Genomic DNA, 13,794 nt, shown 5'->3' with positions numbered 1-13,794 from the left:
CCGCGACTGCGCGAGCGCTAACGACCCAGCGGGTGTTCGGCCAGCCATCCGCCGGCCACCGCCTGCGGGTCGGCGCCGCCGGCCACCTGCCGGCGCATGTCGGCGAGGGCCGCGGTGTCCAGCACGCCGGCCACCTCGTTGATGGCCAGCAGCTGCCGATCGCTCAGCGCGTTGCGCCGATACAGCGGCACCACGTTCTCGGCCTGGATCAGCGCGGGTTTGCCGTCGGCCAGCGCGACCAGGTCGGTGGGGCTGGCCGGGTCGGCGGCCGTCGTCCATCCCGCGGTCAGCTGACCGGCCCGCACCGCCGCGAAAAGCGCTTCCTCCGAAGGGAATTGGCGCGACGCGGGCAGCCGGCACGATCCCACGGACGCTGGCGCGGAAAATCCGCCGACCGCCCCGAGCAGCAGGCCGTCGCAGTGCTTGGGCAGGGTGCTCAGGTCCGCGGTCAGGTCCTGCCCACCCCAGGCCTTGGCGGTGGCCTGCGTGACCAGCAGCACCGGCTTGTCGTCGGCCGCGGTGGTGTAGTCCCCGGCCACGACGCCCTCGGGCAACGCCGCGATCATCGCGCGGTAGACCTGCGCGTCGGACATCGCGACCGCACCGGGTTGTAGCCGCCGCAACGTCTGACCGGTGAACGCGGGGACCACGGTGAACGCCCCGGAGTCCAGCTTCGCCATCGGGTCGGCGTCGCTTTGGGGCCGCGCCGCGAAACCGTAGGACCGCAGCGCCGCCGCGTAGACCCCCGCCAGCAGCGCCGACTCGGGGTCGGGCCGGGATCCGACCACCAATTCCGGGGCGGGCCGGCGTTCGCCGCAGCCGGCCACCGCAAGGAGGGCGGCCAGCAGCAGCGCGGCCAGCCTGATCACACGGACGTGTCTGCGGCGATCGCGACGGCGGCGGCGACCGCTTCCCCGACCCGCGCGTCCAGCGGGCTCGGGACGATCCGGTCGACCGCGAGGTCGTCGCTGACGACGGAGAAGATCGCCTCGGCCGCGGCCACCATCATCTTCTCGGTGATCCGGCGCGCCCCGGCGTCCAGCGCGCCGCGGAACACCCCCGGGAACGCGAGGACGTTGTTGATCTGGTTCGGATAGTCGCTGCGGCCGGTGGCCACCACCGCCGCGTACTTGGCCGCCACCTCGGGGTGGATTTCCGGGTCCGGGTTGGACAGCGCGAAGACGATCCCGCCGGGCGCCATCGTGGCGATCAGCTCCTCGGGCACCACGCCGCCCGACAACCCCAGGAAGACGTCCGCGCCCTCGAGCGCCTCGATGAGACCGCCGGTGAGGCCGTCGGGGTTGGTGCGCCGGGCGAGGTCGACCTTGACCCCGTTCATGTCGTCGCGCCCGGTGTGCAGAATGCCGCGCGAGTCGAGGACGGTGATGTCCGAAAGGCCCATCGTCAGAAGCAGATTCGTGCACGCCACCCCCGCGGCGCCGGCGCCGGAGACCACCGCCCGCAGCGACGACATGTCGCGGCCGAGCAGCTTGCTGGCGCCCATCATGGCCGCCAGCACGACGATCGCGGTCCCGTGCTGGTCGTCGTGCATCACCGGGCAGTCCAGGGCCTCGATGACGCGCCGCTCGATCTCGAAGCAGCGCGGGGCGGCGATGTCCTCGAGGTTGACGGCGCCGAATGTGGGCCGCAGTCGCACCAGGGTCTCGACGATCTCGTCGGGATCCTTGGTGTCCAGCACGATCGGGATCGCGTTCAGACCGCCGTAGGCCTGGAACAGGGCGCACTTGCCCTCCATCACCGGCAGCGACGCCTCCGGCCCGATGTCGCCCAGGCCCAGCACCGCGCTGCCGTCGCTGACGACGGCCACCAGCCGGTTCGACCAGGTGTAGCGGGCGGCCAGGGTGCGGTCCGCCGCGATCGCGCGGCTGACCTGCGCCACGCCCGGGGTGTAGGCGATCGACAACGCGCGCTGGGTGTCCAGCGGCGCGCTCAGGGCCACCGCAAGCTTCCCGCCTACGTGCGCATCGAAGATCTCGTCGTCTCCGATGGCGACCTGCGGCTGCACGCTCTCTGGCATCGCATCAGGGTAAGGGCTACCCATTAGTAGGCCTAATCTCTGCTCGCTGTTTGAGCCGGCTCAGATGAGGCCGAGCTCCGTGACCGCGTTGCGCTCGTCCGCCAGCTCCGCCGTCGACTTGTCGATCCGGCCACGGGAGAAGTCGTCGATCTCCAGGCCGGTGACGATCGACCAGTCGCCGCCCTTGGTGGTCACCGGGAACGACGAGATCAGGCCCTCGGGCACGCCGTAGGAACCGTCGGAGATGACCGCCATCGACACCCAGTTGCCCTCCGGGCTGCCGAGCAGCCAGTCGCGGGCGGCGTCGATGGTCGCCGACGCGGCCGACGCGGCCGACGAGGCGCCGCGGGCGTCGATGATCGCCGCGCCGCGCTTGGCGACGGTCGGGATGAAGTCGTTCTCGATCCACGCCTGGTCGCCCACGACCTCGGCGGCGTTCTTGCCCTTGACCTCGGCGTGGAAGATGTCGGGGTACTGGGTGGCCGAGTGGTTGCCCCAGATCGTCATCTTCTTGATGTCGGTGACGGCGGCGCCGGTCTTGCGGGCCAGCTGTGTGATGGCCCGGTTGTGGTCGAGGCGGGTGAGCGCCGAGAACCGCTCCCGCGGGATGTCGGGCGCGTTGCTCATCGCGATCAGCGCGTTGGTGTTGGCCGGGTTGCCCGTCACGCCGATCCGCACGTCGTCCGCCGCGACCGAGTTCAGCGCCTTGCCCTGCGCGGTGAAGATCGCCCCGTTGGCCTCCAGCAGGTCGCCGCGCTCCATGCCCGGGCCGCGCGGACGGGCGCCGACGAGCAGCGCCAGGTTCACGCCGTCGAAGATCTTGTTCGGATCCGCGCCGATCTCGACGCCGGCGAGCAGCGGGAAGGCGCAGTCGTCGAGCTCCATCACGACACCCTCGAGCGCCTTGAGCGCCGGCTCGATCTCCAGCAGGCGCAGCTCGATCGGGCGGTCGGGCCCCAGCAGCGCGCCGCTCGCCAGGCGGAACAACAGGCTGTAGCCGATCTGGCCGGCGGCGCCGGTGACGGCGACCTTGACAGGACTTGCGCTCACTTCGGTTGGCTCCTTATGGAGAAGTTCAGGATTGTGTCGTGCTCGAAACTAGCGCACCGCCCTCGGCCCGAAACCTCCGGTCCGGGGCCCCCGCGGAGTCTTCACGTCGTGTTTCGCCAGGACGCGTAGCATTGACCACCGCTTGGCGGACCTGCGCGGTGAACGGAGGTAGAGGTGTTTCCCGGACCTGACGCCTTGCCCGAAGTGCTGCGACCGCTCGCGCGCGAGCCCCGCGAGCCGCAAACTCAGCCCGTCGCCCAGCCGCCCAACGAGACCCTGGTCGACTGCGCGGTCTACGCCGACGGCCACCGGTTGCCGGGGAAGTTCACCTACGCCGCCGCGCTCGACCGGGTGCGCCAGCTCGAACTGGTCGGGCAGGAGGCATTCGTCTGGGTCGGCCTGCGCGAGCCGAGCCTGGCCGAGATGCAGGAGGCGGCGGATGTCTTCGGGCTGCACGAGCTAGCCGTCGAGGACGCCGTGTGCGCGCACCAGCGGCCCAAACTGGAGCGCTACGACGACACGGTGTTTTTTGTCCTGAAGACCGTCAACTACGTCCCGCACGAATCGGTGGCGGCGGCCCGCCAGATCGTCGAGACCGGCGAGATCATGGTCTTCGTCGGCAAGGATTTCGTGGTCACCGTCCGCCACGGCGAACACGGCGGGCTGTCCGACGTGCGCAAGGGCCTGGAAGCCCGCCCCGAGCAGACGCGCCTGGGGCCGTTCGCGGTGATGCACGCCATCGCCGACAACGTCGTCGACCATTACCTCGAGGTGAGCGGCCTCGTCGAAGCCGACATCGACGCCATCGAGGAGGTGGCGTTCGCGCCGGGGCGCAAGCTCGACGTCGAACCGATCTATCTGCTCAAGCGCGAGGTCGTCGAACTGCGCCGGTGCGTCAGCCCGCTCTCCGGCGCCTTCCACCGGATGCAGGTGGAAAACAAGGACATGATCTCCAAGGAGGTGCGGCGCTACCTGCGCGACGTCGCCGACCACCAATCCGAGGCCGCGGAGCACATCGCCAGCTACGACGACATGCTCAACTCGTTGATCCAGGCGGCCCTGGCGCGCGTGGGCATGCAGCAGAACAACGACATGCGCAAGATGGCGGCCTGGGCCGGTATTTTGGCGGTGCCCACCATGGTCGCCGCCATCTACGGCATGAACTTCCATTTCATGCCCGAGCTGAACTGGACGTGGGGCTACCCGGGCGTGATGGCCGGCATGGCCCTTGTCTGCCTGGTCCTGTACTTCCAATTCCGCCGCAACAACTGGCTCTAGCCATTTGGTGTGCGGCGGCGGCTTCGCGTGTGAATCCGGGGCGGGAATTTCGCGATTTGACCGCCGTGGCCGCACACTGAAAGCCCTGAGCGCACACCATTAGCGCTTAACCCGGTTGCGCGGCAGGGCGTTTCGGGTCCAGCACGTCGACGCCGTCGTTGCGCCATGCGTGCCGCATCGCCTCGGCGCCCTTGAGCCGCACCCACGCGGCCTCGGTCGCGGTGATCGGAGTCGCCGACAGGAACTGCACCGGGTCGCGCGGCGGGTCCAGCGGCAGCTCATCGATGTCGCTGCGGCCCAACAACACCGCGGTGAACGGCACCCGCCCCGACGGCCACGCCCACAGCGGCGAGCCGAGGTCGATCAGGGCGTCGGGGACCAGCACCACGCCGTCGACGGCCGGCGTGGCCGCCAGCACCGCCAGGCTGCGGGCGATGCCGGTGGCGGGCCCCGGATCCCGCAACCGCAGGACGACCTCGGCGCGCGGGCCGCGCTCCCGGTCGGCCACCATGTCCGTCGGGTCGGTCATCGGATGGCGCGAGCACCCCAGCGACACGAAATGGACCAACCCAGCGGCCGCGCGGAACCGCAGCACCTCGAGGGTTTCGGTGCCCAAAAACGTCACGCTCGCCGAATCGGGCTCGGCGCCGGCGAAGTGGGCGCGCAGGTGCTCACGCACCAAGTCTGTGATCACTCGGCGGAGGCCGGCGCGATCGTCAGGTTCGCCCCGGAGTCGGCGTCGAAGACGACCACTTTCGTCGTGTCGAGTGCCAACTCGATCGACTGTCCGACGGTCGCCTTCGACTCGGCGGAAACCCGTGCCACGAACTGGTTTTCATGCATTTCGCCCTCGGCCTCCAGCTCATCCAGCTGGGCGGCGTGCACGGCCGGGCCCGCGGTGGTGAAGTACACGTACTTGTCGGCCCCCAGCGATTCGACCAAGTCGACCTTCGCCTCGAAGGTCAACGCCCGGATGCGCTGGTAGCCGTCGATCAACGCAGCGTCGGCCAGGTGCTCGGGCCGCACCCCGACGATGATGTTCTGCGGCCTCGGGTGCCCCTCGATCACCCGCTGGACCTCAGGCGCCAGCATCACCTCGCCGAAAGGCAGCGTCAGGCCGGTCGGCGTCAGGCTCGCGGGAAAGAAATTCATCGCCGGTGACCCGATGAACCCCGCGACGAACAGGTTCGCGGGACGCTCGTACAGCTCGTCGGGCGTGCCGATCTGCTGCGCGACCCCGCCGTGCATCACCACCACGCGATCGCCCAGGGTCATGGCCTCGGTCTGGTCGTGCGTGACGTAGACCGTGGTGGTGCCCAATCTGCGCTGCAGGCGGGCGATCTCGCCGCGCATCTGCACCCGGAGTTTGGCGTCCAGGTTGGACAGCGGCTCGTCCATCAAAAACGCCTTGGGATGGCGCACGATCGCGCGGCCCATCGCTACCCGCTGCCGTTGCCCACCCGACAGCTGGGACGGCTTGCGATCCAGAAGCTCGGTCAGGTCAAGGGTTTTGGCGGTCTCCTCGACCTTCTGCGCGATCTCGGCCTTCTTCATCTTCGCCAGGGTCAGCGGGAAGGCGATGTTCTGCCGCACGGTCATGTGCGGGTACAGCGCGTAGGACTGGAACACCATGGCGATGTCGCGGTCCTTGGGCGCCTTCTCGTTCATCCGCACGCCGTCGATGCGCAGCTCGCCCGACGAGATGTCCTCAAGCCCGGCAATCATGTTCAGCGTTGTCGTCTTGCCGCAGCCGGAAGGCCCCACCAGGATCAGGAACTCGCCGTCGGCGATGGTGATGCTCAGGTCCTGCACCGCCGCGGCGCCGTCGGCGTAGCTCTTGTTGACGTGCTCCAACACGATCTCGGCCATCGCGCTATCCCTTCACAGCGCCAGAGGTCAACCCGGCGACAATCCGTCGTTGAAAAATTAGAACAAAAACGATGATCGGGACGGTAATCACGACGGCACCCGCCGCGATCGATCCGGTCGGTTCCTCGAACTGCGAACTGCCGCTGAAGTTCGCGATTGCCACCGGGGCGGTGATCGCCGCCTCGGTGGCGGTCAGCGACAGCGCCAGCAGCAGGTCGTTCCAGGCGAAGATGAACACCAGGATCGCCGCGGTCACCAGGCCCGGCGCCGCCAGCGGCACGATCACCCTGCGGAACGCCTGACCCGGGGTGGCCCCGTCCATCTTCGCCGCCTTTTCCAGGTCCCAGGGGATCTCCCGGAAGAACGCCGACAACGTGTAAATGGCAAGGGGCAGAGCGAAAGTGATGTAGGGCAGGATCAGGCCGGGCCAGGTATCGAACAGGCCCAGCGCGCGTTCGATGTTGAACAACGGGGTGACCAGTGAAATCGCCGGGAACATGGTGATCAATAGCGTCGCCCCGATCAGCGCCCGCTTGCCGGGAAAGCTCAGCCGGGCGATCGCGTAGGCCGCCATCGCGCCGAGCACGACGGCGATCGCGGTGGTGATCAAACCGATCCCGATGGAATTGATCAGCGCGGAGGCGAAGAACTCGCCGCGGAAGATGCCCCGGTAGTTGTCGAGGGTGACCGACGCCGGAATCAGCTTGCCGTCCTTGACCGTTGACGACGGCTTGAGCGACAGCGACAGGATCCACAGCACCGGAACGAGCGCGTACGCCACGACCAGCGTGTCGACCACGACCCACAACGCGGCGCGCCGCGCGCCTCCGCCGCTAGCGCCCATCGTCGTCACCCCCGGGGGAGGACGCGCCGAAAACCTTGATGTAGACGAGCGCGATGATGCCCACGCAACAGAAGATCAGCACGCTGATCGCCGAGCCGAGCCCCACGTTGAAGCCCTTGAACAGGTTGTCGTAGCCCAGGATTGACACCGAGTCGGTGTTGTTGGCGCCGCCGGTCAGCACGTAGATGTTGTCGAAGATCCGGAAGGCGTCCAGCGTCCGGAACAGCAGCGCGACCACCACCGCGGGCTTGATGATCGGCAGGATGATCCGGGTCAGCCGCCGCCACGCCCCGGCCCCGTCGACCTGCGCGGCCTTCACCAGGTCCTCGGGCACCAGCGCCAGCCCGGCCAGCAGCAGCAGCGACATGAACGGCGTGGTCTTCCAGACCTCGGCCACCACGACGATGCCCAGTGACGGGATCTGTTGCGTCAGTGGCGCGCTACCGTGCGGCAACAGGTTGGCCAGGTAGCCGGTGCCAGGCGTCCAGGCGTAGTACCAGCTGTACGAGGCGACGACGGTGACGATCCCGTACGGGATGAGCACCGCGGTGCGCACCAGGCCCCTGCCGACGAGCGTGCGGTGCATCACCAGCGCCAGGGTCAGGCCCAGCACGAACTCGATCGACACCGATACCACCGTGATTCCCAGCGTCACCGCCAGCGCGGTCCACCAATACCGGTCGGTCAAAATCGTCTGGTAGTTGCCCAACCCGATGAACGCGGTGTCGTGCGGGGTGGCGAGGTTGTTGCGCTGCAGGCTGAGCCACACCGCATAGCCGATCGGATAAGCCGTTACCGCCAGCATCAGGGTCGCCGCCGGAGCGACCAGCATCAGGCCCAGCCGCCGTTCGGAAACCGAAGCGCTCACGGCAGCAGCCCCTTCCCGTCGATGGCCTGCTGCGCCTGCGCGGTGAGCTCGTCGGCCGTGCGCTCCGGGTCGATCTCGGCGATCGGGCTCAGCGCCGTCGACAGCCGCAGCGACAGCGCCTGGTACACGGGCGTCGCCGGACGCACGGCGGCGTCGGTGAGCTGCCGGCGGATCACGGTATACATCGGATACTTGGCCTGAAACTGCGAATCGGAATACAGCGACGTGCGCACCGCGGGCAGGCCGCCCTCGATCGATACGTACTTCTGGCTGGCCAGGCTGCGCAGGCAGCGCACGGCCTCGAACGCCTCGGCACGGTGGCGGGTGGTGCTGGACACCGCCAGGTTCAGCCCGCCGATCGTCACCTTGGCCGGCCGGCCCGGCGCCACCCGGGGATAGGGCGCGAAACCGAACACCTTTTGGCTGGCCTCGTAAGCGATCCGGAATTGGTCGTCGTTGGGCACGAACGTGCCGATGTCGTTGACGCTGCCGGCCAACGCCGGGTCCCGGTTCAGCGGCAGGAACGACACCCCGCCCTTGACCGCGTTCTCGAGCAGCGACGCCAGCACATAGGGCCAGTTGACCTCGAGCGCGGCCTTACCCTGCTCCACCGCCAACCGCGCGGTGCCCTCGTCGGTCCGGCTGATCGACGGGTCGGCCCCGGGTGCGGTGGCCACCGATTTGAGGACCCGCAACGCGGCGACGGTGGCGGCCCGGTGCTCGGGCGTGTCGGTCAGGGTGACCCGGGTGCCGTCGTCGGAGAGCACCTGTCCGCCCGCGCTGACCAGCAGCGTGTTGAACCACACCACCAGGCCCTCACCCTCGTTGGCCTGCACGGCAATCCAGGCGGGTAGGCCCGCGGCGTGCAGCCGGCCGGCCTCGGCCACCATGGCGTCCCAGGTCATCGGCGGTGAGTTCACCAAATCTGTTCGGTACCAAAGCAATTGAGTATTGGTCGTCACGGGCGCGCCGTACAACTCGTGCTTCCAGCGTGCCGTCGCCAACGGGCCCGGCAGCGTGTCGGCGGTCGCGTCGGTCTCGGCCAGCCCCGCCGGGTCGGCGGAGAGCGGCAGCGCCCAACCGGCCTCGGCGAACTCCGCGGTCCAGACCACGTCCAGCGCCATCACGTCCAGCCCGCGGTCGTGGGCGCTCAGCCGCCGGGCCAGCTGCACCCGCTGCTCCCCCGGCCCACTGGGCAGGCTGACGTGCCGGATCGCGAACCGGCCCCCCAGTTGCCTGGTGCACTCCTGTGCGACCGCGGTGAAGGTGGCCGCGTCGGTGGCCGGCGTGTAGAAGCTGATCACCAGACCGCCCCCGGCCGACCCGCAGGCCGACAGCGCCGCGGCGATCGTGAGCGTCGCCAGGACGAATGCGCCTATTCGGCGTGCGCGCCCACGACGTCTGCCCACCGATTCAGATCGCCAGGCGCGCCAGCAGATCCCGCGCCTTCTCTGCGTTTTGCGGATCGCAGAGCACGTCGTAGCGGCCGGCCACCAACTGCATAGTCGAGCTGAAATCCCGTGTGCCACGGGCCATTGCGTAGGGAACCGCGGACGTGATCAAGCCGAAGAACACCCCGGCGACCAGGCCGGTGGCCAGTGCGGCCCAGGGACTGGGGCTGAAGAAGCCGAGCACCAAGCCGATGAACAGGCCAAGCCATGCCCCGCTGATGACGCCGCCGCCGAGCACTTTTGGCCAGGACAACCGGCCGGTGACCCGTTCGACCTGCATGAGGTCGACGCCGACGATGGTCACCTGCTGCACCGGGAACTGCTGGTCGGACAGGTAATCGACGGCGCGCTGCGCCTCCGCGTACGTCGGATAGGACCCGACCGGCCAGCCCTTGGGCGGGGTGGGCAGCGAGGGCACGCCGCGCCGAGCGGCCGCCGCGCCGCCGGGCGTGGCGCCGGGAACCTGTCCGGGCTGGAAAGGACTAGTCATCGGTGCTCATTCTCCTCCGCATCGGCCATCCTTTCATCCCGGGCCGCCGGCAGCCCATCGGCTAGGTTGAACGCCATGGCAGCTCCCGGCGGTGGCCGCGGCGATGAGGGTAATCGGCCGCCCGGCGACGGCGGCCCCGAGCGCCCCGCATGGCAACCCCCGTGGGAGCCGCCGGCGGCCGAGTACCCGCCCGAGCCGTATGCACCGCTCGGCTACCCGCCGGGCTACCCGGCCGGCTACCCGCCGGCTGCCGGATACGGCCCGCCGCCCGGCTACGGGCCGCCGTCTCCCGGATATGGCCCGCCCCCCGGCTACCCGCCGGTGCCCGGTTACGGGCCGCCCGCCTATCCGGGGTATCCCGGCGGCCAGTACGGGGTGCCGGACTACCGGGTTTCGGCCGGCACCAACGGCCTGGCGATCGCCTCGCTCCTCGCGTCGTTCACCGGTTTCTTCTGCTGTGTCATCGGCTCGGTCGTGGCCATCGTGCTGGGCGCGGTCGCGCTGAACCAGATCAAGCAGACCCGCCAGGAGGGCTATGGCCTGGCGGTCACGGGCATCGTGATCGGCGTCGGCACCCTGGTGGTGTTCTTGGTCATCGCGATGTTCAGCATCCACTCGCACTAGCGGCGACAATTCGCCGAACACGGCATGGCTCGCCCGCCATCGGCCCGGCGGCTGAATAGGCTCTCCTACATGGGACCGGCCAACAGGGTGTACGTCGCGCGGCTCCCGCGGATGCTGGTGCTGGGTCCACTCGGCGAAAACTTCGGCCGCGTCCGCGATGTCGTGATCAGCATCAGCATCGTCCGCCAACAGCCCCGCGTCCTGGGACTGATCGTCGACTTGGCCACGCGCCGCAGCATTTTCATTCCGATGCTGCGGGTCGCGGCGATCGAGCCCAACGCGGTGACGCTCAACACCGGCAGCGTGTCCCTGCGCCACTTTCAGCAACGTCCCGGCGAGGTGCTGGCGATGGGCCAGATCCTCGACACCCCGGTCAAGGTCAACGACCCGGAACTGCCCGAGCTGGCAGGCCTCGACGTGGTGATCACCGACCTGGGGATCGAACAGACCCGAACCCGGGACTGGATGGTCACCCGGGTCGCCGTCCGCACCCAGCGCAGGCTGGGACGGCGCGGCCCCGTCCACGTGGTGGACTGGCAGAACGTGCAGGGCCTGACCCCGTCGGCGCTGGCGTTGCCGGGTCAGGGGGTGGCCCAGCTGCTCGCCCAGTTCGAGGGGCGCCGGGCGGTCGACGTCGCCGACGTCATCCGCGGGCTGCCGCCCAAGCGGCGCTACGAGGTGCTCAAGGCGCTCGACGACGAGCGGCTGGCCGACGTCTTGCAGGAGCTGCCCGAGTTGGATCAGGCCGACGTGCTCTCGCAGCTGGGCACCGACCGATCGGCCGACGTGCTCGAGGAGATGGACCCCGACGACGCCGCCGACCTGCTCGGCGTGCTCAACCCGACCGACGCCGAGATGCTGCTCACCCGGATGGACCCCGACGAGTCCGAGCCGGTGCGCCGGCTGCTGACCCACTCGCCCGACACCGCGGGCGGGCTGATGACCTCGGACCCGGTGGTGCTGACGCCGGACACGTCGGTGGCCGAGGCGCTGGCCCGGGTTCGCGACCCCGACCTCACCGCCGCCCTGGCGTCGATGGTGTTCGTGGCGCGCCCGCCGACGGCCACCCCCACCGGGCGTTACCTGGGCTGCATTCCGTTGCAGCGGCTGCTCCGCGAGGCGCCTGCCGAGCTGGTCGGCGGGATCGTCGACAGTGACCTGCTCACCCTGACGCCGGAGACGCCACTGGGCGCGGTCACCCGCTACCTCGCCGCCTACAACCTGGTGTGCGGACCGGTGCTCGACGACCAGAACCATCTGTTGGGGGCGGTAACCGTGGACGACCTGCTCGACCACCTGCTGCCGCACGACTGGCGCGTGGATGTGCAGCAGCTGGACACCACCGGCCGGATCGAACGACGACTGGGAGGATCCGGGTGAGCAGGTCCACGGCAACACGAAGGCTCTACACCCCGCGGACCTCCCGCAGGTATTCGCCGCGCGTCGACCCCGACGCCGTGGGGCAGATCACCGAATCCATCGCGCGATTCTTCGGCACCGGCCGCTACCTGCTGATTCAGACCATCATCGTGTTGGCGTGGATCGCGCTGAACGTCTCCGCGGCCGAGCTGCGCTGGGACCCCTACCCGTTCATCCTGCTCAACCTGGCCTTCTCCACCCAGGCCGCCTACGCGGCGCCGCTGATCCTGCTGGCCCAGAACCGCCAGGAGAACCGGGACCGGGTCGCACTCGAAGAGGACCGTCGTCGGGCCGCGCAGACCAAGGCCGACACCGAGTACTTGGCCCGGGAACTGGCGGCGCTGAGGCTGGCCGTGGGCGAGGTCGTGACGCGCGAGTACCTGCGCCACGAGCTGGAAGACCTGCGCTCTATCCTGACCGAGCTGGTGCCGGAACGCGCGGAGGGGGAGGCCGCGGGGGCGAGCGAAGACTGGGACCGGATAGCTAAGAAATCCCGGTAAGAATCAATTCACCCATTGCGCCACTCCCGTCACGGGGGTTATGTATTGTGATCTGGTTCACGAAGCTAAGCAGTAGTTTCCCGACCTATTAGGACGGTCGAGTGCGCATTGGGGGACGCTGGAGTCCACGCCCGGCCGCCGCTGCCGTGCGACAGCAAGCACTTCGCGTGACAAAACTCCGCGTGACGAAACTTCGGGTGAGCAAGACGCCCGCGTTCGGCGTCGCGGTGATCGCCCCCCTCGTCTTCGCCGGGGCGGTCGGGGGCGCCGGCCCCACACTGCACGCCAAGGTCCCACCCGGCCACAGCCAGGGCACGCCGGTGCGCGCCGCCATTTACCCGGTGGCCGCGGTGTCCCCGAGCGTGCCCGACACCTCCGGGCCGGTCGTCATCGCCGCCGACCGCACCCCCACCGCCTTCCACATCGCCGAGGCCGCGCCGTCGGCGCCGCCGCCCCCGATGATCGTGAATGCGCCTGGCGCGCTGGGCATTCCGTCGATCGCCCTGGCCGCCTACCGCAGCGCCGAACAGAAGATGGCCGTCGCGGCCCCGGGCTGCGGCGTCAGCTGGAACCTGCTCGCCGGGATCGGGCGCATCGAGTCGGGCCACGCGGGCGGTGGGGCCGTCGATGCGCGCGGCACCGCGGTCGTGCCGATCTATGGCCCCTCGCTGGACGGCACGCTGCCCGGCAACGAGGTCATCCTGCAGAGCACGGCCGGTAATCGCCCCACCTACGCGCGCGCCATGGGGCCGATGCAGTTCCTGCCGGGCACCTGGGCGCGGTACGCCGTCGACGGCAAGGGCGACGGGACCGCCGATCCGCAAAACCTGTTCGACTCGGCGCTGGCCGCCGCCCGATACCTGTGCAGCGGCGGGCTCAACCTGCGCGACCCCATGCAGGTGATGTCGGCGATCCTGCGCTACAACAACTCGGTGCCCTACGCGCAGAACGTGCTGGGCTGGGCCGCCGCGTACGCCACCGGCGTGGTCCCGGTCGACCTGCCGCCGATGACCGGACCGCCGCCGCCACTCGGCAATGCGCACGACGACCATCCGGAGGGGCTGGGGCCCAACCTGCCGATGAACGTCATCGGCCTGCCGTCGGACGACTTCTTCTCGCGGACACCGCTGATCGACCTGAGCGGCACGCCGCAAACCGGCCAGCAGCCGATGTTCCCGTGGATGCAACCCACGCCGCAGCAGGCGCCGACGCAGCTGCCCGGCTGCACCGTGATCTGCATCGGCCCGCAAAACGCGGCCCCGCCGGCGCCGTTCGGGCAACCCCCGTTCGGGCAACCGCCGTTCGGGCAACCGCCGTTCGGGCAACCGCCGTTCGGGCAACCGCAGTTCGGGCAACCGGCGTT

At 69.5% G+C, this 13,794-nt stretch carries 14 protein-coding genes; 5 read left to right on the top strand and 9 right to left on the bottom strand.

Annotated elements, in window-relative coordinates; translation table 11 throughout:
• Positions 1-17 precede the first annotated feature (17 nt).
• From MTAB308_RS23990 to MTAB308_RS23980, 3 genes are read right to left on the bottom strand one after another with little or no spacing between them, the layout of a single operon-like run.
• Entirely contained in the window at positions 18-869 is an 852-nt protein-coding gene (locus MTAB308_RS23990; protein ID WP_077102761.1) for a glycine betaine ABC transporter substrate-binding protein, read from the bottom strand.
• Complete coding sequence (locus MTAB308_RS23985) at positions 866-2,038, bottom strand: NAD(P)-dependent malic enzyme (protein WP_077102759.1); 1,173 nt, start codon at positions 2,036-2,038, stop codon at positions 866-868. The genes MTAB308_RS23990 and MTAB308_RS23985 overlap by 4 nt, the downstream gene beginning before the upstream one ends.
• Before the next feature lie 60 nt (positions 2,039-2,098).
• Positions 2,099-3,088, bottom strand: a complete 990-nt coding sequence (locus tag MTAB308_RS23980) for a malate dehydrogenase (RefSeq protein ID WP_077102757.1) — start codon at positions 3,086-3,088, stop codon at positions 2,099-2,101.
• 174 nt (positions 3,089-3,262) lie between these two features.
• Here MTAB308_RS23980 and corA point away from each other — a divergent pair, with 174 nt between their 5' ends.
• On the top strand, positions 3,263-4,366 hold the full coding sequence (gene corA / locus MTAB308_RS23975) for a magnesium/cobalt transporter CorA (RefSeq protein WP_077102755.1): 1,104 nt from the start codon (positions 3,263-3,265) through the stop codon (positions 4,364-4,366).
• A gap of 106 nt (positions 4,367-4,472) precedes the next feature.
• Here the strand turns inward: corA and MTAB308_RS23970 are convergent, their stop codons facing one another.
• From MTAB308_RS23970 to MTAB308_RS23945, 6 genes are read right to left on the bottom strand one after another with little or no spacing between them, the layout of a single operon-like run.
• The gene (locus tag MTAB308_RS23970) at positions 4,473-5,060 is read right to left on the bottom strand and encodes a suppressor of fused domain protein (RefSeq protein ID WP_108637393.1); all 588 of its coding nucleotides are present in this window, start codon (positions 5,058-5,060) and stop codon (positions 4,473-4,475) included.
• Positions 5,057-6,235, bottom strand: a complete 1,179-nt coding sequence (locus MTAB308_RS23965; RefSeq protein WP_077102753.1) for an ABC transporter ATP-binding protein — start codon at positions 6,233-6,235, stop codon at positions 5,057-5,059. The genes MTAB308_RS23970 and MTAB308_RS23965 overlap by 4 nt, the downstream gene beginning before the upstream one ends.
• A 4-nt stretch (positions 6,236-6,239) precedes the next feature.
• Positions 6,240-7,079 (bottom strand): carbohydrate ABC transporter permease, encoded by an 840-nt coding sequence (locus MTAB308_RS23960; RefSeq protein WP_077102751.1) that lies wholly within the window; start codon positions 7,077-7,079, stop codon positions 6,240-6,242.
• Positions 7,069-7,911, bottom strand: a complete 843-nt coding sequence (locus tag MTAB308_RS23955) for a carbohydrate ABC transporter permease (protein WP_077104722.1) — start codon at positions 7,909-7,911, stop codon at positions 7,069-7,071. The genes MTAB308_RS23960 and MTAB308_RS23955 overlap by 11 nt, the downstream gene beginning before the upstream one ends.
• Before the next feature lie 32 nt (positions 7,912-7,943).
• A complete protein-coding gene (locus MTAB308_RS23950) occupies positions 7,944-9,356 on the bottom strand; it encodes an extracellular solute-binding protein (protein ID WP_077102749.1) in 1,413 nt (470 codons plus the stop codon).
• Positions 9,357-9,360: 4 nt separating this feature from the next.
• Positions 9,361-9,888, bottom strand: coding sequence for a general stress protein (locus tag MTAB308_RS23945; protein WP_077102747.1), 528 nt, complete (start codon positions 9,886-9,888; stop codon positions 9,361-9,363).
• 75 nt (positions 9,889-9,963) lie between these two features.
• On the opposite strand from MTAB308_RS23945, the gene MTAB308_RS23940 reads away from it, so the two are divergent.
• The 4 genes from MTAB308_RS23940 to MTAB308_RS23925 all read left to right on the top strand — a co-directional run.
• Positions 9,964-10,512: a DUF4190 domain-containing protein gene (locus tag MTAB308_RS23940; RefSeq protein WP_077102745.1), complete on the top strand. Its 549-nt coding sequence runs from the start codon at positions 9,964-9,966 to the stop codon at positions 10,510-10,512.
• A 69-nt stretch (positions 10,513-10,581) separates the two neighbouring features.
• Positions 10,582-11,892 (top strand): magnesium transporter MgtE N-terminal domain-containing protein, encoded by a 1,311-nt coding sequence (locus tag MTAB308_RS23935; RefSeq protein ID WP_077102743.1) that lies wholly within the window; start codon positions 10,582-10,584, stop codon positions 11,890-11,892.
• A complete protein-coding gene (locus MTAB308_RS23930; protein WP_077102741.1) occupies positions 11,889-12,431 on the top strand; it encodes a DUF1003 domain-containing protein in 543 nt (180 codons plus the stop codon). Before MTAB308_RS23935 ends, MTAB308_RS23930 begins: the two co-directional genes overlap by 4 nt.
• A gap of 101 nt (positions 12,432-12,532) precedes the next feature.
• Positions 12,533-13,794: lytic transglycosylase domain-containing protein (locus tag MTAB308_RS23925; protein WP_173842225.1), on the top strand; the 1,262-nt coding region annotated here is incomplete at its 3' end.

The sequence above is a fragment of the Mycobacterium terramassiliense genome (assembly GCF_900157385.1).
GTDB lineage: Bacteria > Actinomycetota > Actinomycetes > Mycobacteriales > Mycobacteriaceae > Mycobacterium > Mycobacterium terramassiliense.
This window is presented reverse-complemented; position numbering and strand designations above follow the sequence as displayed.